Source organism: Staphylococcus sp. HMSC06C11 (genome assembly GCF_001808345.1).
GTDB lineage: Bacteria > Bacillota > Bacilli > Staphylococcales > Staphylococcaceae > Staphylococcus > Staphylococcus capitis.
Genome location: NZ_KV793030.1, coordinates 159,947 through 185,983, shown reverse-complemented (window position 1 = coordinate 185,983; position 26,037 = coordinate 159,947). Strand labels below are relative to the sequence as shown.

At 31.2% G+C, this 26,037-nt stretch carries 22 protein-coding genes; 14 read left to right on the top strand and 8 right to left on the bottom strand.

The window, feature by feature from the left end; all coding sequences use genetic code 11:
• Window positions 1-299 precede the first annotated feature (299 nt).
• Genes efeO through HMPREF3154_RS00980 form a run of 3 tightly spaced genes read left to right on the top strand, consistent with a single transcriptional unit; the run spans window position 300 to window position 4,076 of the window.
• Entirely contained in the window at window positions 300-1,154 is an 855-nt protein-coding gene (efeO, locus tag HMPREF3154_RS00990; RefSeq protein WP_002453899.1) for an iron uptake system protein EfeO, read from the top strand.
• Window positions 1,151-2,377: an iron uptake transporter deferrochelatase/peroxidase subunit gene (gene efeB, locus HMPREF3154_RS00985; protein WP_023351226.1), complete on the top strand. Its 1,227-nt coding sequence runs from the start codon at window positions 1,151-1,153 to the stop codon at window positions 2,375-2,377. Before efeO ends, efeB begins: the two co-directional genes overlap by 4 nt.
• Window positions 2,358-4,076 (top strand): FTR1 family iron permease, encoded by a 1,719-nt coding sequence (locus tag HMPREF3154_RS00980; protein ID WP_023351227.1) that lies wholly within the window; start codon window positions 2,358-2,360, stop codon window positions 4,074-4,076. The genes efeB and HMPREF3154_RS00980 overlap by 20 nt, the downstream gene beginning before the upstream one ends.
• A 24-nt stretch (window positions 4,077-4,100) precedes the next feature.
• On the opposite strand, the gene tatC is transcribed toward HMPREF3154_RS00980, so the two are convergent.
• Window positions 4,101-4,880 carry a twin-arginine translocase subunit TatC gene (gene tatC / locus HMPREF3154_RS00975; protein ID WP_049307460.1) on the bottom strand — a complete coding sequence of 260 codons (780 nt, stop codon included), beginning with the start codon at window positions 4,878-4,880 and terminating at the stop codon, window positions 4,101-4,103.
• Complete coding sequence (tatA, locus tag HMPREF3154_RS00970) at window positions 4,819-5,040, bottom strand: twin-arginine translocase TatA/TatE family subunit (RefSeq protein WP_002432296.1); 222 nt, start codon at window positions 5,038-5,040, stop codon at window positions 4,819-4,821. Before tatA ends, tatC begins: the two co-directional genes overlap by 62 nt.
• Before the next feature lie 162 nt (window positions 5,041-5,202).
• On the opposite strand from tatA, the gene HMPREF3154_RS00965 reads away from it, so the two are divergent.
• From HMPREF3154_RS00965 to HMPREF3154_RS00955, 3 genes are all read left to right on the top strand, one after another.
• Window positions 5,203-5,721: a GNAT family N-acetyltransferase gene (locus HMPREF3154_RS00965; RefSeq protein ID WP_037550206.1), complete on the top strand. Its 519-nt coding sequence runs from the start codon at window positions 5,203-5,205 to the stop codon at window positions 5,719-5,721.
• 399 nt (window positions 5,722-6,120) lie between these two features.
• The gene (locus HMPREF3154_RS11185) at window positions 6,121-8,289 is read left to right on the top strand and encodes a bifunctional glycosyltransferase/CDP-glycerol:glycerophosphate glycerophosphotransferase (RefSeq protein ID WP_083292094.1); all 2,169 of its coding nucleotides are present in this window, start codon (window positions 6,121-6,123) and stop codon (window positions 8,287-8,289) included.
• 324 nt (window positions 8,290-8,613) lie between these two features.
• The gene (locus tag HMPREF3154_RS00955; RefSeq protein ID WP_023351232.1) at window positions 8,614-9,213 is read left to right on the top strand and encodes a hypothetical protein; all 600 of its coding nucleotides are present in this window, start codon (window positions 8,614-8,616) and stop codon (window positions 9,211-9,213) included.
• A 55-nt stretch (window positions 9,214-9,268) separates the two neighbouring features.
• On the opposite strand, the gene HMPREF3154_RS00950 is transcribed toward HMPREF3154_RS00955, so the two are convergent.
• Complete coding sequence (locus HMPREF3154_RS00950; RefSeq protein WP_023351233.1) at window positions 9,269-10,948, bottom strand: CDP-glycerol glycerophosphotransferase family protein; 1,680 nt, start codon at window positions 10,946-10,948, stop codon at window positions 9,269-9,271.
• A 350-nt stretch (window positions 10,949-11,298) separates the two neighbouring features.
• On the opposite strand from HMPREF3154_RS00950, the gene HMPREF3154_RS00945 reads away from it, so the two are divergent.
• The gene (locus HMPREF3154_RS00945; protein WP_023351234.1) at window positions 11,299-12,900 is read left to right on the top strand and encodes an L-lactate permease; all 1,602 of its coding nucleotides are present in this window, start codon (window positions 11,299-11,301) and stop codon (window positions 12,898-12,900) included.
• A 53-nt stretch (window positions 12,901-12,953) separates the two neighbouring features.
• On the opposite strand, the gene HMPREF3154_RS00940 is transcribed toward HMPREF3154_RS00945, so the two are convergent.
• Window positions 12,954-14,099 carry a glycosyltransferase family 4 protein gene (locus HMPREF3154_RS00940; protein ID WP_023351235.1) on the bottom strand — a complete coding sequence of 382 codons (1,146 nt, stop codon included), beginning with the start codon at window positions 14,097-14,099 and terminating at the stop codon, window positions 12,954-12,956.
• A gap of 344 nt (window positions 14,100-14,443) precedes the next feature.
• Here HMPREF3154_RS00940 and HMPREF3154_RS00935 point away from each other — a divergent pair, with 344 nt between their 5' ends.
• The gene (locus HMPREF3154_RS00935; RefSeq protein WP_023351236.1) at window positions 14,444-15,922 is read left to right on the top strand and encodes a malate:quinone oxidoreductase; all 1,479 of its coding nucleotides are present in this window, start codon (window positions 14,444-14,446) and stop codon (window positions 15,920-15,922) included.
• Between the two features lie 133 nt (window positions 15,923-16,055).
• Here the strand turns inward: HMPREF3154_RS00935 and HMPREF3154_RS00930 are convergent, their stop codons facing one another.
• Window positions 16,056-17,423: a sensor histidine kinase gene (locus tag HMPREF3154_RS00930; RefSeq protein WP_023351237.1), complete on the bottom strand. Its 1,368-nt coding sequence runs from the start codon at window positions 17,421-17,423 to the stop codon at window positions 16,056-16,058.
• A complete protein-coding gene (locus tag HMPREF3154_RS00925; protein WP_030063514.1) occupies window positions 17,416-18,090 on the bottom strand; it encodes a response regulator transcription factor in 675 nt (224 codons plus the stop codon). Before HMPREF3154_RS00925 ends, HMPREF3154_RS00930 begins: the two co-directional genes overlap by 8 nt.
• Window positions 18,091-18,222: 132 nt before the next feature.
• Here HMPREF3154_RS00925 and HMPREF3154_RS00920 point away from each other — a divergent pair, with 132 nt between their 5' ends.
• Complete coding sequence (locus HMPREF3154_RS00920; protein WP_023351239.1) at window positions 18,223-19,278, top strand: ABC transporter permease; 1,056 nt, start codon at window positions 18,223-18,225, stop codon at window positions 19,276-19,278.
• Entirely contained in the window at window positions 19,278-19,940 is a 663-nt protein-coding gene (locus HMPREF3154_RS00915) for an ABC transporter ATP-binding protein (RefSeq protein WP_023351240.1), read from the top strand. The genes HMPREF3154_RS00920 and HMPREF3154_RS00915 overlap by 1 nt, the downstream gene beginning before the upstream one ends.
• Before the next feature lie 65 nt (window positions 19,941-20,005).
• On the opposite strand, the gene HMPREF3154_RS00910 is transcribed toward HMPREF3154_RS00915, so the two are convergent.
• Window positions 20,006-20,968, bottom strand: coding sequence for a YdcF family protein (locus tag HMPREF3154_RS00910; RefSeq protein ID WP_023351241.1), 963 nt, complete (start codon window positions 20,966-20,968; stop codon window positions 20,006-20,008).
• Between the two features lie 185 nt (window positions 20,969-21,153).
• On the opposite strand from HMPREF3154_RS00910, the gene HMPREF3154_RS00905 reads away from it, so the two are divergent.
• From HMPREF3154_RS00905 to HMPREF3154_RS00895, 3 genes are all read left to right on the top strand, one after another.
• Window positions 21,154-21,609 (top strand): MarR family transcriptional regulator TcaR, encoded by a 456-nt coding sequence (locus HMPREF3154_RS00905; protein WP_002453883.1) that lies wholly within the window; start codon window positions 21,154-21,156, stop codon window positions 21,607-21,609.
• Window positions 21,610-21,889: 280 nt separating this feature from the next.
• Window positions 21,890-23,287 (top strand): membrane-associated protein TcaA, encoded by a 1,398-nt coding sequence (locus tag HMPREF3154_RS00900; protein WP_023351242.1) that lies wholly within the window; start codon window positions 21,890-21,892, stop codon window positions 23,285-23,287.
• A 123-nt stretch (window positions 23,288-23,410) separates the two neighbouring features.
• Complete coding sequence (locus HMPREF3154_RS00895; RefSeq protein WP_023351243.1) at window positions 23,411-24,610, top strand: putative multidrug effflux MFS transporter TcaB; 1,200 nt, start codon at window positions 23,411-23,413, stop codon at window positions 24,608-24,610.
• Window positions 24,611-24,700: 90 nt separating this feature from the next.
• Here HMPREF3154_RS00895 and HMPREF3154_RS00890 read toward each other — a convergent pair whose 3' ends face one another.
• Window positions 24,701-25,252: a TetR/AcrR family transcriptional regulator gene (locus tag HMPREF3154_RS00890; RefSeq protein WP_023351244.1), complete on the bottom strand. Its 552-nt coding sequence runs from the start codon at window positions 25,250-25,252 to the stop codon at window positions 24,701-24,703.
• Window positions 25,253-25,383: 131 nt separating this feature from the next.
• Between HMPREF3154_RS00890 and HMPREF3154_RS00885 the strand changes: the two genes are divergently transcribed.
• The gene (locus tag HMPREF3154_RS00885) at window positions 25,384-26,031 is read left to right on the top strand and encodes an HlyD family secretion protein (RefSeq protein ID WP_002432737.1); all 648 of its coding nucleotides are present in this window, start codon (window positions 25,384-25,386) and stop codon (window positions 26,029-26,031) included.
• Window positions 26,032-26,037: the final 6 nt, after the last annotated feature.

Sequence of the window (26,037 nt, the reverse complement as noted above, 5' to 3'; positions counted from 1 at the left end):
CACTCCTATAAGTATCTTTTTAAATTCTATAAATTATAGTAATCGTCAACTCTAAATTCCCTTATTCATAGTTTACCCAGTCATTTTATTTTTAAAAATAAATAACACATAAATGTCTCCTAATTTCTTTAAAATTTAAAAGGATTTTTAGATAAAAAATCAAAAGAGTTGTTATTGACACAAATATCACCCACGAATATAATATTCTTGATAATGATTATCAATTGAGAACTTTAACTCCTACTCGATGTGAGTCACAATAGGTTAATCATTTATTTATCAATCTATGAGGTGAAGTAATGAAAAAGTTACCGGTTATTTTATTAGCATCAACGTTAATGTTAGCAGCATGTGGAAACGACAATAATAGTAAAGATAGTTCAAGTTCAACAAATAATAGTAGTGGTGGTAATAAAAAGGAATTAAATGAAGCTACTAAGAAGTATGAAAAGTACACAGATAAGCAACTCGATCAATTCTTAAAAGGTACGCAACAATTCGTTGATGCAATTAAAGATAACAATATGCAAAAGGCTAAAGAATTATATCCTAAGGTACGTATGTATTATGAACGTTCAGAACCAGTTGCCGAGGCTTTCGGTGATTTAGATCCTAAGATTGACGCTCGTTTAGCAGATATGAAAGAAGAAAAAAAAGAAGATCAATGGACTGGATATCATAAAATTGAAAAACAACTTTATCAAGATAATAAAATTGACAGTACAACTAAAAAGGATGCTGATCAATTGTTAAAAGATGCTAAAGAATTACATGCAAAAGCTGATACATTAGATATTACACCTAAATTAATGCTTCAAGGATCAGTAGACTTATTAAATGAAGTTTCAACATCTAAAATTACAGGTGAAGAAGAAATTTATTCTCATACTGATTTATACGACTTTAAAGCTAATATTGAAGGCGCGCAAAAAATATATGAGTTATTTAAACCTACTCTAGAGAAAAAAGATAAAAAGTTAAGTTCAAATATTCAAAAGAACTTTGACAAGGTAAATAAATTACTTGATAAATATAAAGACGGTGATGGTTATAAATCTTATAATGATGTAACTAAGAAAGATAGAAAAGCATTGGCTGATGCTGTAAATGCTTTAGGTGAACCATTAAGTAAGATGGCTGTGGTTACAGAATGAGTAAACTAGACAGAGACCAATCATCACAAATGTCACGCCGATCATTTTTAAAAATGTTAGGCATAGGTGGCGCTGGCGTAGTTATTGGTGCAAGTGGAGTAGGAAGTATATTCTCTTTTAAATCAATGTTTGATACACCAGAAGATGAAGAGAAAGATGCATATGAGTTTTATGGCAAAGTTCAAGCTGGTATTACTACACCCACACAACGTTCAATTAACTTTGTAGCTTTAGATTTAAAATCGAAAGATAAAGCTGCAATCAAAGATATGTTCAAACAGTGGACGAAAATGGCAGCGCAGATGACGGACGGAGATTCTGTCGGTAAAGAGAGTAGTAACCCATTATTACCACCTGTTGATACTGGTGAAGCAATTGGCTTAAGTGCGAGTAAATTAACGCTTACGTTCGGAGTAAGTAAATCTTTCTTGAAAAAGATTGGTATGAAAGACAAGATACCGAAAGATTATAAAGATTTACCACATTTCCCTAATGATCAATTATCGGATGATTTTAGTGATGGAGATATCATGATTCAAGCATGTTCAATGGATGATCAAGTTACTTTCCATGCTATCCATAACTTAATAAGACCATTTAGAGATATTGTACAAGTTAAATGGTCTCAAACAGGTTTTGTTTCAGGACAACTTCATGAAACGCCACGTAACTTAATGGCATTTAAAGATGGGACTGTTAACCCTCGCCATACTGACGAATACAAAGATTATGTATTTATTGATGACGGTTGGGCTAAAAATGGTACATATTGTATTATTCGACGCATACAGATTCATATTGAAACATGGGACCGCACTGCACTCGAAGAACAAGAAGCGACGTTTGGACGTAAACGAATCTCTGGTGCTCCACTAACTGGTAAGAAAGAATTTGATGAAATGGATCTCGGTGCAAAGGATAGTAGTGGAGAGTATGTGATTCCTGCAGATGCTCATGCACGTTTAGCGCATGAAGCGAAGACGTCCATTAAACGTCGTGCTTATAACTACACTGCAGGAACAAATGACAAAACTGGAGCTTTAGAAACAGGCTTATTATTTATTAGTTTCCAAAAGGCGACTCAACAATTTATTGATATTCAAAACCATTTAGGTCATAAAGATAAATTAAATGAATACATTACACATCGTGCCTCCGCAACATTTATCGTATTACCTGGTGTGAAAAAGGGAGGATACCTCGGTGAAACACTATTCGATTAAGATACTTATCGTCTTAATTCTAATATTAAGTTTATTTAAAATAGCACCAGTACATGCTGAAAATGCCTCAATGAGTGAAGCATATGTTTCAATTACGGATGCTAAATCAACGATTAGTGATAATTCAAAAAAGGATAGCGATAAGAAAAAAGCTATCAAGCAAGTTAGAAAAGAAATTAATGCTTTAAAAGTAAAAGATAATAAAGAAGGTAAAGCAGTCAAGAATAAACTGAAGGAAGTTGAAAGTGCTAAAACTTCAGATGATCAAGCTGATAAGTTATCAGACTTAACTAAAGCATTAATTACATATGAAAATACACAAAGTTCTAAAGATGCATCAGGTCAAATTAAAGAATTAAAGCAAGCAGTAGACGCCAAAGATGAACCTATTCAAAAAGCGATTAAAAATAAAAATCGTTCAGAACTCGAATCCATTAATAATAGTTTGAACCAAATTTGGACTAGTCATGAAACTGTCATTCGTAATTACGATGAAGGGAAATATGGGACGATTGAAGTGAATTTAATGCAACTTCGTGTAGCCATACAAAAGGAACCATTAGATCCAAAGAAAGTTAAGAACGCTTGGGATACGTTCAAATCAAGTATAGATACTGTGGACCAAAAACAATCATCAGAAGAAAATGGTAAGTACAAAGTGACACAATTAAATGATGAGTTAGATAAGGCGATAACTGGTATCAATAAAAATGATTTAAAACAAACGGATGCGGCTTTATCTAAATTTATTCAAATTTGGCCATATGTCGAAGGTAAGATTCAAACTAAGAATAGTAGCTTATATACAACTATTGAAGATAAAATACCTTATTATCAAAGTATTTTAGATGACAGCAACAAAGAGCGTGTCAAAGACGGTTTAAAAGAGATCAATAATGATATTAAAGATACGGTTGGAACAGGAGATTATACTTTCGTTGATGTAATGGTAATCTTCTTACGTGAAGGCTTAGAAGTACTATTAATCGTCATGACCTTAACAACCATGACTCGCAAGGTCAAAGACCATAAAGGTACATCTAGTGTGATAGGTGGTGCACTCTTAGGATTAGTATTAAGTATAGCGTTAGCAGTTGTTTTGATTTCAACAATTGGCAATAATGGTATTATTCGTGAGGGTATGGAAACGGTACTTGGTATCGTAGCCGTTATTTTAATGTATGTTGTTGGTGTGTGGATGCATAATCGATCAAGTGCAAAACGTTGGAATGAAATGATTCAGTCGATGTACCAAAATGCAATTAGTAACGGTAACCTTGTTTTATTGGGAACAATCGGCTTGATATCAGTACTTCGTGAAGGTGTTGAAGTTATCATATTCTATATGGGTATGATTGGTAGTATTAAAACGCAAGACTTTATAATAGGAATAGTAATAGCGATTGTAATTTTAATCATCTTCGCTTTACTATTTAGATTTATTGTCAAGTTAATTCCAGTTCACTATATATTTCGAGTGCTTTCAATACTAATCTTCATTATGACATTTAAAATGTTAGGTGTAAGTATCCAAAAAGCTCAATTACTAGGTTGGATACCTCAACATAGTATCGAAGGTATGCCTACAGTGAGTTGGATTGGTTTCTATCCTAGTGTCGAAACAATAGTAGCTCAAATCATTTTAGTTATTTTAATACTATTATTTGTATTTAAACAACGTAAAAAGAATCAACAATAAAGAAAAATCACAAATGAGACTCATTTAGAGTTCATTTGTGATTTTTTGTTTTCTATAAGTGAATTTTGCGATAAACATGCTGATTTCAAATAAGAGAATTAATGGAAGTGTTAATGCTAAGTTTAATATTAAATCAGGTGGTGCGATAATACTTGCTACTACAAAACAAGCAAAGTAAACATATTTTCTATAATGACCTAACTGATTAACATCTATAAGTCCAAAATGAGCTAATCCCATAAATAATATAGGTAATTGGAATATAAATCCAAAAACGAGGAGCCATCTAATTAGCTCTCCTAGGTATGCTTTAAATCCAATAACTTGGTCTATGTTGAGCATATGAGATAGTTTTTCAGAGAAATTAATAATCATTGGAAAGCCAACAAAAAATGCGAAGGCTACTCCTATAATGAATAATAAAGCACAGAAAAAACTATATTTATAAATAAATTGTCGCTCATAAACATGTAGGCCTGGTGCTATAAAAGACCATAGCTGATAGAAAATAATAGGTACAATTAAACATATTGCTACTGTGAAAATAATCATTACATAAATTTGTATCGTTTCGGTAAACGAGAAGGTATGTAAAGTAACATGTGCTCGTTTAATATATTTTATAAAAGGTTGCATCCACCAATGTGATGAAATATAAACTAAGAAGACTGAAACGATAAGTGCGATCAATACAATGACAAGCCTGTGACGTAACTCTTCAAAATGCTCTAATAGTGAAGAACTATTTTGATTGTTCTCGCTGTGATTTAGAAGCTTTACTGGGAGTCTCGTGTGAATCTTCATCAATATGTTCTGCTGCGGATTTAAATTCTTTTAACGTTGAACCAACAGCTCTTCCAAATTGTGGTAATTTTGTAGGTCCAAAAATAATTAATGCGATAATTGCGATTACGACTAAACTTGTAGGACCAGTGATACCTACGACAAACATATTTTCAAACATATAATAACCTCACTCTATTTTTTAAACAATTTTCATCTATAACTTTATACTCATTGATAAAGATTATCAATAGAAAAATGATAGTATTATAAAATAAAAAAGCGTGACTCGTCCAATAAAATAAGTTAAAGTAGTTTAAACGACAAAAAGGGGTTGTTTGGTATGAGTGAAAGTATCCGTGAGGTAAGAAGTGATGAAGTTGAAATATTGCAAGATATAGCTAAGAGAACTTTTTATCATACATTTAAATCGTCTTATGATGATAGAGATTTTAATAAATTTTTTGAAGAGGCGTATAACATTAATCAATTATCTCGTGAACTTCAAGAGAAAGATTCATTTCACTATTTTTTTAAAGATGAACAAAAAGTAGTAGGATATTTAAAATTAAATATTAATCATGCCCAAACAGAAAAAAAGGGAGAGGATTATTTAGAAATTCAACGAATCTATTTCGATGAGGCGTATCAAGGTGGCGGGAGAGGTAAAAAATTCATCGACTTGGCTGTCAAAAAAGCAAAGGAATATCATAAAACTAAGATTTGGCTTGGTGTATGGGAGCACAACCCACAAGCACTTCGATTTTATGAAAAAAGAGGGTTTGTCGTTACAGGTTCACATGAATTTTATACTGGTGATGTCGTAGATAAAGATTTAATTATGGAAAAAAGTTTAATTTAAAATATACCAAAAAGTATATAAAATTTGAACATTGAACTTGTTATTATTAGCGTAGGTATTAAAAATTAGATATAATTATCACGTTAAATTTTTATGAATTTTACGTAAAATTTTAGTAAAAGCAAGGCGTTGATTTTGTTATAACTAGTAATCATTATCGTCAATGTTTCAGTTGCTATGATGACAGTTAATCATTGAATTAAAATGTGTTTATGATAATCGTACATTTTATTTTAATGAGTATACTAGTTTTAATTATCCTAAGCATTTCACTTATGAAGGATTAAATACGTAATACAAAGTGAAAGAGGAATTACAAATATTAGATTTATAAAATCTAATAGCATGTCTGCCAAATCACGTTATATTCATATAGAGTTATTAGAAAGGACGTATAACATGAGTAAACCGACAATTATTGTAACATATTACAACTCAGAAGAGTACATAAAAAGTTGTATTGAAAGTATTAAACAACAGAGAACTCAAGATTTTGAAGTGATTATCGTTAATGATGGTTCTACTGACAATAGTGAACAATTAATGAATGAAGCTTTAAAAGATTATGATAAAGATATTAATTATATCAAATTAGAGAGTAATCAAGGACATGCACATGCACGTAATGTTGCTCTAGAACAAGTGGAAACACCTTATTTTATGTTTCTTGATTCAGATGACGTTTTAGCCTCATATGCAATCACATTTTATCTAGATAAATTTAATTATACTGATGGCTTGATAGCGCCTATTCATTCATTTACACTTCAACGTCCTCAATACGTTGATTTAGATCGTGTTAGAGTTGAGTATTACAATGCTGACGCGAACGTTAATTCATTTTTAAGAAAGCAAACAGCTTGTAATATAATATTCCGAACTGCAATCGTCAAAGCACATCATCTGAAATTCAACGAAGATTTAAGTATTTATACTGATTGGTCATTTACGCTTGAATATATGAAGTATGTTAATAAGTTTATGCGTATTTTTAACTTCCCGTTCTACTTCCGTGGAGAAGTTTACGATCCTTTTGAAACAGTAACGTTAAGTGAGCAAAGTTTTGATGTTCTTTTTGAAGAATATGTAAAGAGCTTCTATGATGCTTTAGAACGTACTTCGAATAAAATGACGCGAACATTTATTATTAATAAAATGGAAAATAGAATTTCCCGTGATTTTGATCCAACTCATTATGATATTAAAGCGAGATACGAGGCTCACAAAGATACACTTGTTGAATTAGCACAATATCTTAACGTCCAACTAGTTAAACATCAAAAACTTATCAATATCATAGAAACGGTTTTATTGATGAATCAAGATACAGAGAATGCTTTTAAAGTGAACCAATTTAGAAAGACATTGCGTCATGTTAAAAATGTCTTACTCAGAAGAAAAAATAAAGATCGTTCTATATATGAACTTACTGATAAAGAAGAAAATGTTAATCAAGGAACGATTGTTTTCGAGGCATTTGGTGGTAAAAATTATAGTGATAGTCCGAAATATATATATGAATATATGCAAAAATACTATCCAAATTACAATTATGTTTGGTCACTTAAAAAACCTGATAAGAGTGTAATTCCAGGTAATGCTAAAAAAGTGAAACGTGGATCTGCTGAATACTATCAAGCATACTCTGAAGCAAGTCATTGGGTATCAAATGCACGTACACCGTTATATTTAAACAAAAAGGATAACCAAACTTATATTCAAACTTGGCACGGTACGCCATTAAAACGACTTGCAAATGATATGAAAGTCGTTCGTATGCCTGGTACAACAACTTCAAGATATAAACGAAACTTCAACCGTGAAACGTCACGTTGGGATTATTTAATTTCGCCTAATAGATATTCTTCAGAAATTTTCAGAAGTGCATTCTGGATGGATGAACCTAGAATATTAGAAATAGGCTATCCAAGAAACGATGTATTAGTGAATCGTGCAAACGATCAAGACTATATCGATGAAATCAAGACAAATCTTAACTTACCAAGTGATAAAAAAGTAATTATGTATGCTCCAACTTGGAGAGATGATGAATTTGTTAGTAAGGGTAAATATTTATTTGAGTTAAAAATTGATTTAGAAAATCTATACAATGAGCTAGGGGATGATTACGTTATCTTATTACGTATGCATTATCTTATCTCTAATGCTCTTGATCTAACAGGATATGAAAACTTTGCAGTTGATGTGTCTAATTATAACGATGTTTCAGAGTTATTCTTGGTAAGTGATTGTTTAATCACTGATTATTCATCTGTTATGTTTGATTATGGTATTTTAAAACGTCCTCAATTTTTCTTTGCATATGACATTGATAAATATGATAAAGGATTACGTGGATTCTACATGGACTATATGAAAGATTTACCAGGTCCAATTTATACTGAACCATATGGATTGGCTAAAAAACTCAAAGACTTAGATAAAGTTCAAGATGAATATCAAGACCAAATTGATGCTTTTTATGATAGATTCTGTTCAGTTGATGATGGTAAAGCTTCTCAATATATCGGAGAGCTTATTCACAAAGATATCGAAGAAAACAAGTAGAAATATAATATTTATATATAAGGCTGTGACTAATTTTATTGTCACAGTCTGTTTTGTATCTAAACTTAAGAAAATTCATTTGAAAGTTAAATCAATATATGGGACAGATGTCTCGAAAGTAATTTGAAAATGTATATTTGATGCTAATTAGAAGGGAAAGGACTTCTTATAGTCTGTATATAAATTTAATACTCAATTAATAAATATAGGTTATAATATTAATAAGGAATTAATATTATACTCTTTTTTTATTCTTTTTATAAAAATATGATGTTATAAAATGAGAGTAATGGTAGATAGATTCAAAAGCTGGAGGAGGTATTCATGAAGAGATTATTCGCAAGTATCACAGTTCTAACATTAATACTAGCAGCATGTTCTCATAGTGGAAGTGATGAAAATGAGAAAAATGATGATAGTTCGAAGAAGGAACAAAAAGAGAAAAAGTCTAAAACTGATTCAAAGGATAAGTCTAAAAATCATAAAGATAAAGACAGTACATCTAAATCTAGTAGTAATAATAATGAACTTTCGTCGTCTGATTCACCAACTGAAAATACTAATACATCAAAACAGCAACCTCAATCTAACCAAGATAATAGTAAAAATAAGGACTATGTTGCACCTTATCAAAGCAATCACGCGACACAGGTCGCTAGAAGCTTGTCTCCATTTAATGGAAATGAAGGTCAAGCACTACAACAACTTCCAAATTTTGAAACAGCCCTAGATATAGCAAAGAATGAGGCAAACATGTTTGGTAACTCACATAAAAAATATAATGACTACTCCCTCGAGGCTACTAATGATGGATTTAGATATGTATTTAGCTTTAAAGATGACTCAAAAGACAATAGTTATTCGATAGTCACAGTGAATCGACAAGGTCAACCAACACTTATAGATCCAAACTATCATCAATAGTATATAAATAACGCGTTCACTTAATTTAAAAGTGAGCGCGTTATTTAAGTAATTATCAATTTATTTGCTGAGCTATTAAATGACTAAGTTTGTCTAATGAATGATTTTGTCTATTAATATATTTACTATTTACATGTGGTATTGAATCAGAAATTAAATGATTTGTAAGTAATTCTGCATCTGTATACCATACTTCTTTTAAGCTATTGAGTACATCTTCATATACACCACGTTCTTCAACATATTGAGCATGATTTGGCGTATATAAACATACCTTTTTATTAAGAGTGAGTGCATCAAAAATAATAGAAGAGTAGTCGGTTAGAACAATATCAGCTATCATAATTAAATCTTGTGTTTCTACACTTTCAGGTGGGACAATCACGCCATCAGGAATGTAATTATCTTTACTTTCAACGTGCCCTTTGAATATCACATTATATTTATTGAGTAACTTATCAGATAAAGGTAGTATATCTTCTTCAGATGTATTTGATTTCCAAGTTGGGGCATACAACAGAACTGGCTTAGAGGTATCTAATTGTAACCCTTTGATAATTCTTTTTCTTAGGGTGAGATCTTGAGATTTATTTAATAAATAATTGACTCTTGGATAACCGATAGGTAGGATATCTAATTTATGACTCGGAAAAGCAGATTCAAAATATTTTACAACCTCTGTAGAATCAACGACAAGATAATCTTGATGGACCCATTTATTATATTTACGTGCTCGATAGTTATAAATGTTTAGATTTTGATGCGGTTCTTTACTATCTAAAAAGAGACGCTTAATAGGTGTTCCATGCCATAATTGAATGACCTTTCCATTAGGACGAACATCATCAGGTAGATAGCTTTCTATGATTACAACACTAGCAGTTTCAATGACTTCCTTTGCACTCTCATCATTAGGAGATATGAAATGTGGGCCAGTTCTATCATCAGTAATAAAATATGATTCTACTGTAGCGTTATGTTTTACAAAGTAATTAAATAGATACTTAGAATTTCCTCTATAATGATAATCAAAACCTAAAAATACGACATGTGATTTAATTTTAGAATCATCTTTATCATAAATATAACTAATTTCCTTATGTTTACGTAATGAATAATTTTTAATTGGATTTACGAGCCATCTTGGTGCTTTGAATTTAGTACTTAATAACACGGAATCAGAATAACGTATACTATCATGATCATTGAAAGGTACACGTGTGAAAGGGATTCTACGTTGATGTTCATATGCAATTTTATTAAGAAAGAATTGATCTCTATAATTTAATCCATTACGGTCAAAACTTCTCCAGAATACCTTGCTTGTTCGGAGGGAGTCTTTAAAATCAAGTGCCACATGTCCTTCTACAGCTACATGGCCCTTAAGAATAGTAAATAAAGCTAAGTCAAATATCGTTTCAACCTCAAATTTATTCAATATCTTAAGCGCTGAATTGATTTCGTAAATAACATTAGGATATAAATTAATATTTTGTACCCAATCTTCAAAGTTAATATATGTTTTACCAAAGTATCTACAGTCATTAAGATACGTATTATGTATTGTATAATCGACAACAAATGAAGTTGAAGGTAGCTCAATGGATTTTAACATTGATTGATGAATCTGAATTTCATTTGAATAGGGTACAAAATGTGTGTAACCCTCATGTAAAGCTTTTTCTAATAGTCCTTCCAACTTCTCCATATGTGAAATGTTTATTTGTTTTATCATTCGTTTTCCTTCTATCTATTAAACTTTTATTACTACTATTTTATCATGTGGCTCACTATAATTCATGAATTCACTGCTTAAAAATGACTTTCAATGTAATAAATCTAAAAACTTAGTACTATATTTTTTTTAGGAAAATATTAAACTTTGAGGTTTTGAAATCTTCTTGAATAAACTATAAAAAGTCTATTGTATTTTTAAAAGAAAGATGATATATTTTTCTTGTGAAAAAGTTCACAAATATTTGTGGGGATGACATACTAATTTTTATTTAATTTTTGTTAACTGTTTAAAATTAGTATGTTGCTAGTTAAATTCATAGAAAATTTTTAGGAAAGAAGAGTCAAAATATGTTAGTACAAACATTTAATCCATTTGGTAATTTAATATTATCAAGTTTAGTAGCAGCAATACCTATCATTTTATTTTTACTATGTTTAACAGTTTTCAAAATGAAAGGAATTTATGCAGCGATAACTACACTTGTAGTGACATTGCTCATTGCAATTCCATTTTTCAAATTACCAGTGGGAATCGCTTCTGGTGCAGTTGTAGAAGGTTTCTTCCAAGGGGTGATACCTATTGGTTATATTGTAATGATGGCGGTATTACTTTATAAAATTACTTTAGAGTCTGGGCAATTTTCAACTATACAAGATAGTATAACAAGTATTTCTCAAGACCAACGTATTCAATTATTACTGATAGGATTTTCGTTTAATGCGTTCTTAGAGGGTGCTGCAGGTTTTGGGGTGCCAATTGCAATTTGTGCTTTATTATTATCACAACTTGGCTTTAAACCACTTCAAGCAGCAATGTTATGTTTAGTAGCTAATGCAGCGTCAGGTGCCTTTGGGGCAATAGGTATACCAGTTGGAGTGGTCGATACATTACATTTACCGGGAAATGTTACAGCTATGGGTGTTTCACAAACCGCAACACTGACATTAGCCATTATTAACTTCTTTATTCCGTTTTTATTAATTTTTATTATTGATGGCTTCAAAGGTATTAAAGAAACATTACCATCTATTTTAGTTGTTTCTGTCACTTATACAGTTTTACAAGCACTATTAACTGTATTCAATGGACCAGAGTTAGCAGATATTATTCCGCCACTTGCATCTATGCTAGCTTTAGCTTTATTTTCTAAAAAGTTCCAACCTAAACATATCTTTAGAATTCAAAAAGATGTTGAACCAGAACCAGTTAAACATCATAAAGGTAAGGAAATATTATATGCATGGAGCCCATTCGTTATTTTAACAATCATTGTCATGATATGGAGTTCTCCATCATTTAAAGGGTTATTCTTACCAAAAGGTAAATTATCATCACTTGTGTTTAACTTTAATCTACCAGGTACATTCAGTGATATAGCACACAAACCAATTGTATTATCACTTAATATTATTGGCCAAACAGGTACAGCTATTCTACTAACGATCGTTATTACTATATTGATGTCTAAGAAAGTAAACTTTGGAGATGCTGGTCGTTTATTTGGTGTCACTTTTAAAGAACTTTGGCTACCAGTCCTTACTATTTGCTTTATTCTGGCAATCTCAAAAATTACAACATATGGTGGATTAAGTAGTGCGATGGGTCAAGGTATTTCTAAAGCAGGTAGTGTCTTCCCAATCTTATCACCTATACTTGGATGGATTGGCGTATTCATGACAGGTTCCGTCGTCAACAACAACTCATTGTTTGCACCTATTCAAGCATCAGTTGCTCAACAAATAGGTACTAGTGGATCATTGCTTGTTGCTTCAAATACTGTAGGTGGTGTGGCAGCCAAACTCATCTCACCACAATCTATAGCGATTGCAACAGCTGCCGTTAAAGAGGTTGGTAAAGAATCTGAGTTACTTAAAATGACATTACGATACAGTATCGGTTTACTCGTATTCGTATGTTTATGGACATTCATCTTATCATTATTACTATAAAAAATAACATCTCCAAGCCTTTAAAAGTTCTTAGTAGGCTTGGAGATGTTTAATTATTTGAACATATTCATAAAGTTTTCATATACTGAATCCGGGTGATATAATTTTAAGGTTTCTTTACTATTTTGAATAATATGATCAAGTTCATGATAATTATGTGTTGTTAAATCAATTTGCTTGGCTAATTGTGATACATTTTCATACTCTACAAGATAACCATTATGGCCATTTTTTATAATAGCTTCAGGACCTACATTGCCTTTAAAACTAATAACTATATTATCCTGAAGCATCGCTTCTAAAATAATCATCCCAAAACCTTCATTACGAGAAGGTACAACAACAATTTTGCTTTGCGCTAATTTACTATTTAATTCTTGTGTAGACGCATTGATTTGAATAATATCGCTTAAATTATATTGATCGATAAATTCTTGTAATTGGTGTTGTTCTTTTCCATCCCCATAAAGATGTACTTCATAGTTTAAACTTCTTAAATAATCTTGTATAAGTCTCACACTCTCAAGAAGTAAATCAAATCCTTTTTCATATTCTAAACGACCAGCGGCCAAGATAATATTTTTCTTCGGCGCAGCAATTTTTTTCTCAGTTACCATATTTGGTACGACGTATACAGGAGTTTTAAGTCGAGATTGATATTTTTTTTGATCACTTTCAGTTAATGTAGTGACTTTATTTAAGTTTCTATAGGCAGCAATAATTTCTCTTTGATATTGCTCAGGATGAGCATCAAAATTCATGTGTTCCATACCTATTTTGGTGATATGAGTTTTGGCATATTTTGAGATTAAAATATTGAAGCTCGCACGAGTACCAATTAATACATCTGAAGACACATTTTTGATGGCTTTAATCATTTTCTTTTCGACATAACTTGAAAACTGATTTAATCCTGGTTCATGTTGAGAAATTTTTTGTGGTTTTAAAAGTGGAGTATAAGATTTTACACGATTAGCGACAATCGCTTTGAAATTTTTGGCTTTAAAACGATAGTCAACTAATACTTTAATATTAATATCTTTGTTTAATTTAAAATAGGGCGATTGTGCGCCTCTAAATACTGAGATGATTGTAACTGAGTGACCTTTTTGAGACAGAGTATTAGCGAGCTGGGAAATAGATTTTACTGTTCCACCCATAGCATATATATTATGCATGAAAAACGTGAACGATTTCATGTAAAACACCTCATTGTTTCTATAATCTTGTAGTTCATTATAACATTAGTCTGACTACTAAAGGTAATATGTTAGAATGGATTAATAGCATTATTTAAGGGTAAGAGTTTAACAATTTATAGATATCTGACTTTTTATCCTTTTGTGAATAGCAATTTATAGTATATAATTAAACTAGTTTAATCAATGGTTATGATGAGGGAGAATCAAGTCTTCCTTAAATAACTCTTGGGATATATTTTTTATAGGTTTAGAAAGCGCTTTAATATAGAAATCTATATTAAAACAAATCCATTAGAGTCAATCGTTCCATTTATTCATTGAAAAGGGGGACTGTATTTGTTATGAGTACACAACATAGCAAAACAGATGTCATCTTAATTGGTGGCGGCATTATGAGTGCAACATTAGGAACATTACTTAAAGAATTATCACCTGAGAAAGAAATTAAATTATTTGAAAGATTGGACCAACCTGGTGAGGAAAGTTCAAACGTTTGGAATAACGCTGGTACAGGGCATTCAGCATTATGCGAGCTGAATTACACTAAAGAAGGTAAAGATGGCTCAGTTGATATCACTAAAGCGATAAAGATTAATGAACAATACCAAGTGTCTAAACAGTTTTGGACGTATTTAGTACGTACGGGTCAATTAGATAGCCCAGGTAAGTTTATCCAATCTGTACCACACATGAGTTTTGTTAAGGGCGAAAATAATGTGCGTTTCTTGAAAAGTCGTGTAGATAGTCTTCAAAAGAATGTTCTTTTCGAAAAAATGGAAATCTCTGAAGATCCTGAAAAAATTAAGAAATGGGTACCATTAATGATGGAAGGGCGTAAGTCAGAAGAGCCTATTGCTATCACTTATGATGAAACAGGGACAGACGTGAATTTTGGTGCTTTAACGAAAAAATTAATTAGCAATTTACAAGAGAAACATGTCGAAGTGAATTATAAGCATGAAGTTCAAGACATTAAGAAACAGGATAATGGTAATTGGAATGTTGTTATTAAAGATTTAACATCTGGTCAAATAACAAATTATGAAACGGAATTTGTATTTATCGGTGCTGGTGGCGCTAGTTTACCTTTATTACAAAAAACAGGTATTAAAGAATCTAAACACATTGGTGGTTTCCCAGTAAGTGGATTATTCTTAAGATGTAAAAATCCTGATGTTATTAAACAGCATCATGCAAAAGTGTATGGTAAAGCAGAGGTGGGAGCACCTCCAATGTCTGTACCTCACTTAGATACACGTTTTGTTAACGGCGAACGTTCTTTATTATTTGGACCTTTCGCAGGTTTCTCACCTAAATTCTTAAAAACTGGCTCATATTTAGATTTAATTAAATCTGTTAAACCAAATAATATAGTAACGATGTTAAGTGCAGGTGTTAAAGAGTTTAATTTAACTAAATATCTTGTATCTCAATTAATGTTATCTAATGAAGAACGTGTTGATGACTTACGTGTGTTCTTCCCTGAAGCTAAAGACGAGGATTGGGAAGTAATTACTGCAGGACAACGTGTTCAAGTGATTAAAGATACTGATAAATCTAAAGGTAACCTACAGTTTGGTACGGAAGTTATTACTTCTGAAGATGGTACACTAGCAGCTCTTTTAGGTGCTTCACCAGGTGCGTCAACAGCAGTAGATATTATGTTTGATGTATTACAACGTTGTTATCAATCAGAATTTAGTGGTTGGGAATCTAAAATCAAAGAAATGGTACCTTCATTTGGCTTGAAACTCTCAGAACATGAAGATGTATACCATGCCGTAAATAAAGAAATTACAAAGTATTTAAATGTTAAATAATTTGTAGAAGCTAAGTTAATGATAAAGTAAGTCAATTAAAAACAAAGGCTCTAAGATGGTTTCAAACTTGAAATCATCTTAGAGCCTTTTTTATGAAGATAAAGTATAAACTAAAACATGGTTAGGAGTTAGTTTATACAGTGTTTTTAATTGGTAATTGAATTGTGAAGATTGTAGCGTCGTTAGATTGAACAGAAATAGTACCATTGTGCAATTCTACGATGGATTTTGTAATTGCGAGACCTAAACCATTACTACTCTGATCATTGTTTAATTTATAAAATCTTTCGAAAATGTGAGACATATCTTTATCACTGACTGCGCCCTCATTTTCGATGGTAAAAATAATATTGGAAGCTTCTATTGATAAATGTATCTGGATTAAGCCATATTGTGGTGTGTATTTAATGGCATTAATGATAAGATTGCTTAACGCTTGATGAATAAGTCTTTCATTTCCTAGGAAATATACCTCATCTAATTCTGTCATAATTACTAAATCTTTTTCTTCAATATGGAATTGCTCATGTCTGACAATATCTTTAATTAAATCATTTAAGTGGATGCGATTATCTAAAGTTAAATGTTCTGCGTTATCTAATTCAGATAGTAATAATAGTTCTTGCGTTAAATCACTGACTTGAGTAGTAATATTAAATAGCTCATTAACATGCATTTGTCTTTCTTCTTTACTTTTAGACAATTGTAGTTGAGTTAATATACTTTGAATGTGTGTCAGTGGAGTTTTGATTTCATGAGATACATTTTGGACAAAATGTTGTCTCATTTCATCTACTTGTCCTAAACGTTTGCGCATTGTATCAAACCTTGATTGTAAGGTGCCAATTTCATCTTGACGTGTTTGATTGATAGGAGTTTGAAAATCGCCTTTCATCAGTCTATGGGTTGCACTTTTCAGAGCAGAAACGGGTTTAATAATTGAATACGTAGAAGCAATAACTAATGAAATTGAGATGACAAGTAATAGCCCAAGTAACACGGCTAAAAATATTCTAAACTCACTAAATGTTTCACCAATATCAGGACGCATAAATACCGCAACTGGTTTATCGTTAGATTTAAAGCGTAAGCCTACCGTGTTATCCGTTTCATTATCGAAAAAACCTGTGACAAATAATTCAAATGGCTTATTTTTAATACCGTGATAATTTTTACCATTCATTACAGATTGAATAGCAGATTGTGGTAATGTATCTCGACGGAATGGTTCTCCATAAAAATGTTTTGTACCATGATTATCTACAGTAAGTATTTGATAATTCATATCTCCCAAATGTTTAAAATAAGAGGAGAGTGATTGAGTGTTTTGTGCGTTTTCATAATTGCGTGCTTCTTCTAAGGTTTTCATAATTTTAGCATCATTAGAGGCTTTTAAATTAAAATGATAATAGATATTTGTAAGGACAAAGCTTATAAAGGCGCTAAAAAGTATCACTGTGATGGTATAGATTGCAATTCTAGAATAAAGTGTTTTAAACATCTTGATTCACCTTATACCCTTGTCCACGGACCGTATGTATTGAAATTGATGCACCTAATCTAGACAACTTTTGACGGAGTCTTTTAATGTGTACATCAACAGTTCGATCATCACCTTCATAATCAAAGCCCCAAATTTTTTCAATGATGTCATTTCGAGTAAAAATGTGTTTTGGATTAGACACTAATAAAAATAATAATTGGAATTCTTTATTAGGAAGATTTATCGTTTTAGCATCAACGCTTATCTCCATATATGGTTGATTGAGTGTTAAATTTCCAAGTTTAAGTTCAGACTCAGCATTGATTTGATATCTTCTTAACACCGCTTTGATTCTAAATAGTAATTCTTTCACCTCAAATGGTTTAGTTACATAGTCATCTGTCCCGCTTAAGAAAGCACGTTCTTTATCACTTAAAGCGTCTCTTGCCGTTAACATAATAACGGGTATATCATAATCCTCTTTTAAAGTTTTACATAATTCGAAACCATTTATGCCATTCATCATAATATCAACGATAGCTATGTCGACATTCTCTTTTTCAAGAAAATGAAGTGCCTCCTCACCACTTAAAAAAGCGTGTGTTTCAAAATGTTCATTTATTAGATGAGATTTTACATAATCTAATATTTTTCGATCATCATCAACAACTAAACAGCTCGCCATCATCTTTTCGCTCCTAAGTTTTTTATTTATTATACTATTTTCAATTTTAATTTAACATATCGAAGTTCGTTCATATTCAGTTCACATTCACTTCTTAAAATTTTGGTGACAAAGATAAAGGAGTGACTATAAATGAATTTAGCATGGAAGGAAATTAAATTTTATAAATTCAGATTTATTCTTATAATGCTTATCGTATTTTTAATGTCTACGATGGTTTTATTTATCAGTGGGTTGGCTCAAGGACTAGCCAGGGAAAACATTTCTCTATTTGATCACCTCAAAGGGAACCAATTTATTATTCAGAAAATGAAGGAACCACAACTAGAAAAATCTTCATTAAACTCTAAACAACAATTTAAAATAAACAAAATCGTTAACGAGCAACCAATAAAAATGATGTCAAAAACTTTAAATATAAAAGGTAATGAAGAAAATGTCGTTGCATTAAACTATACGACCGAAAATAAATTTAATCTAAAATCTGGAACATATCCAAATCATAAAAATGAAATTGTAGTGAATGAAAAACTTATCGCAAAAGGGATTAAAAAAGGAGATAAAGTGAAGTTCACCAAAGAAGGTAAGCCATATAAAGTCGTAGGAATTCTTAAAGATGCTATGTATTCGCATAGTAATGTGATTCTTATGAATCAAAACGTATTTCAAAATAAAAATAATGGTGTGGCTTCATTTTATTCATTGAGTCATTTATCTAGTAAACAGAAGCATGAAATCAATTCAATTAAAGGTGTGCAACATGTAAAAGCACAAGAATTAACGAATCATATTGCTAGCTACAAAGCTGAGCAAAGTCCATTGAAAATGATGATTTATAGTTTATTTATTATCACAGCAATAGTATTAAGCGCATTCTTTTATGTAATGACGATACAGAAAATTTCCGAGATAGGAATACTTAAAGCTATAGGCATTTCAACACCACATTTACTTATTTCATTAATCGTTCAAATTTCAGTAATTACTCTGATTGGTGTAATTATTTCTGAAGCTTTAATTATATTAGTAAATCAAATTTTACCGGTTACAATGCCATTTCATTTAGAAGTGAGCAACATGTTAGTTGTATTAATAATATTTTTAATCGTTGGTTTAATTGGCGCATCACTCTCGTTCATTAAACTTTTAAAAATTGATCCGATAGAAGCGATAGGGGGAAATGAATAATGACATTAATGGTAGATAATATTGTTAAAACTTTTGGAGAAAATGAATCTGAAACGCAAGTTTTAAAAGGAATCAATTTTGAAGTTCAGGATGGAGAATTCGTTATCTTAAATGGTGCTTCTGGTTCCGGTAAAACTACATTATTAACGATACTAGGCGGTTTATTATCACCTACATCTGGTAAACTCATCTATGAAGAAAGCCCTTTATTTAATAACAACAACAATACTAAAATGAGGCTCAACGACATCGGCTTTATATTTCAAGCGTCATATCTCATCCCGTACCTCACTGTAGAAGAACAACTGATCACTGTTGGTAAAGAAGCGGGAATGTCTAAAAGAGAAGCAAAGTTACGGGCTAATGAATTACTTGATGAGATTGGTTTAACACATAGGGTGAAAAGCTATCCCTATATGTTATCAGGTGGAGAAAAACAACGTGTAGCGATTATGAGAGCGTTTATGAATCATCCTAAAATCATACTAGCTGACGAACCTACCGCAAGTTTAGATGCAGAGAGAGCTAGAGATGTCGTAGCAATGATTAAAGAACAGATTAGTGACAAACGTATGATTGGTATAATGATTACACATGATGAAAGTTTATTTAAATATGCGGACCGTGTTATAGAACTTTATGACGGTAAAATAATCAACTAATAAAAAGAGCGAGGTAACGTTAGTCTACTTGAATAGTAGTTTTCGTTATCTCGCTTATTCATTTCTTAGACGATGATCATGCGTATAAGACTTACCCAAAAGATAATCGCAAAATAAATAGTTAGAATTACTTTATATTGATACATTAATCCTAAAAAATCTTTGATAAGCGCTATACTGAAAAAATGATAGGGTGTATGGCTCCCGAGACCATAGAATTCTAAACCTACTTTATTAGCAAGACGTAATGATCTTAAAATATGGAATTGGCTTGTAACACATAAGAATTGTGCCCGTCTTCCAAAATGTCCTTCTATGATTGGCTTTGAATATTGAAAATTGGTATACGTATTAGTAGATTGTTCTTCCATTAGAATACGTTTCTCCGGCACACCCTTCGCGATGAGATAGCGTTTCATTGCTAGCGCCTCAGTAATGGGTTCATCGGGACCTTGCCCACCACTTACTAACATATATGGAGAATGCTTTTGAGATTCATAAACTTTGATTGCACAATTTAACCGTTCAGCAAGCATAGGAGTGACTTCCTCTGTAAAAATACCTGCTCCTAGTACCATAATTAGGTCTACATTTTTAGAAAATAAATGACTACCATAAGCTGATGACCAAGAAATATAACAAATAAAAGCGAATATAGTACTATAAGCGATGGTGGCGAACCATAAGGCCAATCCATTAATAATTGGGATGTCTACCGTACTGATATATATACATGCTGATAGGAATAATATGATGCGATAAAGGTAAATAAACATGTGTTTCAAAAACAGACGTCCACGTTTAAAGTTAAATAAATGTCGATGTTTAATGAGAATGAATAATGAAGCAATCAACATTAAGCTTGTTAAATCATACGGAATAGTTAAATGAATTAAATGATAAATTGTAATGATAAATCCGATAATAATAGTAGAAATATAAGCTCTTAAATTAAGAGTGAGTGGTTGATTGACATACAAAGATGCAATAAGGATAAAAGCAATGATTGTTAGAATAATTGATATCATGAATGGATTACCTCTACATTTATTGTATATATAATGTAGACTAGCTATTCATAATTAGCAATCTTTTAGCTATAAAATACGTGAGCTCATTAGAGGTTTCAATTTGATAGTATTCTTGCTATTATTTAAAAGTATGAAAAATAATTTTTTTATATAAATAGATAAAATAAATTAGGAGATTCTACATGGTAAGACGAATAGAAGATCATATCATTTTTTTGGAAAAATTCATAAATGACGTAAATACATTAACTGCAAAGCTTCTTAAAGATTTACAAATTGAGTATGGTATTTCTATAGAGCAATCAAATGTGTTGAATATGTTAAGTAATGAATCATTAACAGTGAGTCAAATTACTGAAAAACAAGGCGTCAATAAAGCAGCAGTAAGTAGAAGAGTTAAAAAATTATTAGATGCTGACTTAGTTAAACTCGAAAAAACAAATGCCAATACTGACCAACGCTTAAAAATTGTAATTTTGTCAGAAAAAGGCAAAGAATATATTGTAAAAAGAAAAGCAATCATAAGTAATATTGCTAATGATATGACAAGTGATTTCTCAACAGAGGAAATAGAAAAAGTTAGACATGTTTTAGAGGTCATTGATCATCGTATCAAATCGTTTAATTCTAAATTATAAATATTCTGAGAATTAGACTATACACTGAATCGTTGATAGGAATATAATGAAAAGTGTAAATTATTTTAAGTATTTAGGACTAATTATGTATTTAACTTAAGCTGTTTTATTAATATAATTCGAATAAGTGCGTAAATGCTTTTTAATTAAAATAAAATGAAAACTACATATATTAGAAATTGTAATTTTAAATCAAAATCTGTAAAATAAACCAGGTGGATAAAATAATTATATAATATAAAAATTAAGTGAATGTAGTGTGGGAATAAGAGGTGATATAATGAATCAATGCCCAAACTGTGGACATACAGTTAGTGGTGATAATGAAAGCTGTCCAAATTGTGGGCAATCATTATCAAGAGATAAGAAAAGAAAAAATAAAACTAAACAGCAATCATCTCAATCGCAAAATAATAACGCTACGAACCTCAAATTACGTAGAATTGTTCCACTAGGAATCGTCTTTTTTATTTTAATACTTATTGTGGTTTTATTTTTCCTATTAAAGAACTTTAATTCTCCAGATGCACAAGCTAAGATTCTTGTTAATGCAGTAGATAATAATGATACGCAAAAAGTAGCAACTTTATTAAGTACTAAAGATAATAAAGTAGATCCAGATGAGGCGAAAGAATATATTAAATATATTAAAAACGAAGTAGGTATGAAAAGTTTTATTAGTAATATTCGAGAGACAGTGGACAAATTGAATAAAAATAATTCAAGTGTCGCATCGTATATCCAAACGAGAAGTGGTCAAGACGTACTGAGAATTAGTAAAAATGGTACGAGATATTTGTTCTTTGATAATATGAGCTTTACTGCACCCACGAAACAACCAATTATTAAACCTAAAGAAGAAACAAAATATGAATTTAAAACAGGTGGTAAACGCAAAACTGTCATTGCAGATGCACACAAGAATACACCATTAGGTGATTTCATACCGGGTACTTATCACATGCCTGCTAAAAAGATTACTAAGAATGGCACATTCAATGGCTATTTAAATTTTGATTTTAGAGAAAGTAGTTCTGAGACAGTAGAAGCTTCGGAAGATTTTGATCAAACCTATTTAAATATCAAATTAAAAGGTGCAAGTAAATTAAGTGAAAGTTCAGAAAAAGTAAAAATTAATGATCGTGAAATGTCATACTCAAATTCTAAAGAGTATGGTCCGTATCCGAAAACGAAAGATATTACTATATCTGCCACAGGTAAAGCAAAAGGTAAAAAATTTAGTTCAGAAACCAAAACAATTAGTGCTGATGATTTAAAAAATAATACGACTGTGACGTTAAATTTTGAAAGTGATAAAATCAACAGTTATGTTGAGAAAAAAGAAAAAGAAGAGAACAGTCTCAAAAATAAATTAACGGAGTTCTTCAGTGGTTACTCAATGGCGATTAATTCAGCTTTTAATATGAATAATTTTGATTTTATATCAAGTTATTTTAAAAAGAATTCTTCTATTTATAAACAAATGAAAAATAACTTTGCAAATCATACAACTGTTTCAATGCTATCACCACAAGTATTAAGTGCCAGTAGAAGCGGAGATAAAATTAAAACTACGATTCAACAAATTGATAACTCAGGTAACTTTGTTAACAAAGACTATGAACTAGAAATTGACTCTGATAATAGTAATATGCAACTCACAAAAGGTGATGAATAAAAGCCAAATGCAAAATGCATTTGGCTTTTTTATAGCTATTTAGTAATATAATTAATTATCAGGAAAAGCTTAAGAAAAAATAAATGCTTGATTTCCTTTTAAAGGTATAAAGGAGGCTTCACTTTGGAGCAATCACAACCCAAACATCGCAATTCCCTATTATTTATCATCATTTTAGGTGCGCTTACTGCTATAGGACCGTTGTCAATTGACATGTTCTTACCAGGTCTACCTAACATTAAGAATGATTTTCATACAACAGCATCAAGTGCTCAATTAACAATTTCATTTTTCATGGTGGGATTAGCATTCGGTAACTTGTTTTCTGGTCCTATTTCCGATTCTAAAGGTCGTAAAAAGCCTCTTCTTATTGCGATGGTTATTTTCACGCTGGCAAGTTTAGGAATCATTTTTGTTACGAATATTTGGGTGATGATTATATTACGTCTTATACAAGGTCTAACTGGTGGGGCAGGTGCAGTCATATCCAGAGCAGTGGCAAGTGATAAATACTCAGGAAATGATTTAACCAAATTCTTATCACTTCTAATGTTAGTTAACGGTGTTGCACCAGTTATCGCACCAGCACTTGGGGGATTGATACTAAGTTTTACTGGTTGGAGAATGGTCTTTATTATATTGACCATTTTCGGTTTACTTATGTTCATAGGAACACTCTTCAAAGTTCCAGAATCCCTTGAAAATGAACACCGTGTTAATAGCAACATTGGCACAATGTTTAAGAACTTTAAAGATTTATTTGCTACACCAAGATTTGTATTACCTATGTTGATACAAGGCGTGTCATTTGTTTTATTATTTACTTACATTTCAGCCTCACCATTTATTGTTCAAAAAATATATGGATTTTCACCTTTACAGTTTAGTATCATGTTTGCATCCATAGGTATTACTTTAATTATTTCAAGTCAACTGACAGGTAAGTTAGTAGATTACTTTGATAGACAATCTATACTTAGAATGATGACTGTAATCCAAATTTTAGGTGTCATCATAGTAAGTATGACATTAATCAATCATTGGAATTTCTGGTTATTAGCGTTTGGCTTTGTAATACTTGTAGCACCTGTAACAGGTGTAGCAACACTTGGTTTCTCTATTGCAATGGATGAAAGTAAAAGTGGAAAAGGCAGTTCTTCAAGCCTTCTTGGACTATTTCAAACATTATTAGGTGGACTGATGTCACCACTCGTAGGTATTAAAGGGGAAAATGATCCAACACCCTATATTATTATTGCTATAACAGCTGTAATTCTGATTATATTACAACTTTTAAATAGACGCGTATTTAAAAAAAGCTAAACTGTCTAAGATGATTTAATCTAAGTCTACTTCAGAGTTGAAATTAACTTCGAAGTAGACTTTTTTCATCTTCAGTTTAGCTTTTAATGTTTACCTTTGCAGTTTAATAGTATTTGCGAGTAAGACTTCTGCTATGACTTTTGGAGACTCTACACAACCACTTCGTAACCAATCGATAATAATACCGGCTTGGCCTCCTACAGAATAAACAACAAACATGTGTTTATTCTGAATTGAGGTTTCATATCTATTCATCACCTTTTCATAACAATCTCTAGTTTCATTAATATAATCCAAAGCAATATCTTTATTAGGATGAGTAATTAATGTTGCTTTATAAAAAGCTTCCCTACGTTTGATATAACTTGCAACAAGTAAAAAGAATTTATACATTTTCTTTTGATCTTGTTTAATGCTATGAAAGTCATGATAAAAAGAATTAAGTAAAGCTTTATATTTATTGAGATGATAATTTTGTATACGTTCTAATAAATGATATTTATCTTGAAAATGATCATAAAAAGTTGAGCGATTTACGTTACTATATGCACAAATCATTTTGATAGTAATGTCCTCAAATGGATATTCTTCAAGTAATTCAATAAGACTTTGAATGATTTTATATTTAGCGCGTTGCTTCATTGTTTCACCTGATTAATTTTTTTATATAAGTTTTTATCCAACACAATTATAAAAATTGTTGGTGTTATTTTTAGATTCACATCTCTATAATAGATAAAGTGAATTTTAAAAGCAAATAGGAGGATATATTCATGAAGAAAATGGTATTAGTGAATGTCATTACTATCATTGTCTTAGTAGTTATAGGTGTTCTAGCTTTCTGGTTCTGGAACAATGCGACTAGCTACGTAACTACTGACAACGCAAAAGTAGACGGAGATCAAATTAAAATCTCAAGTCCAGCTTCAGGACAAATTAAATCTCTTGATATTAAACAAGGAGATAAACTTGATAAAGGTGATAAAGTAGCTGAAGTTTCAGCTCAAGGTGAAGGTGGTCAATCTAAAGATATGAGCATCAAAATGCCTCAAAAAGGTACTATCGTAAAAACTGATGGTATGGAAGGGTCTATGGCTCAAGCTGGTAACCCAATCGCTTATGCATACAATTTAGATGATTTATACATTACTGCTAACGTAGATGAAAAAGACATTTCTGATGTAGAAAAAGGAAACGATGTAGACGTTGATATCGACGGTCAAAAAGCTTCTATCAAAGGTAAAGTTGAACAAGTTGGTGAAGCAACTGCAGCTAGTTTCTCATTAATGCCTTCATCAAACAGTGACGGCAACTACACTAAAGTGTCTCAAGTAGTTCCAGTTAAAATTTCTCTAGATTCTGAACCATCTAAAAATGTTGTTCCAGGTATGAACGCTGAAGTTAAAATCCATAAAAATTAAGGGGGT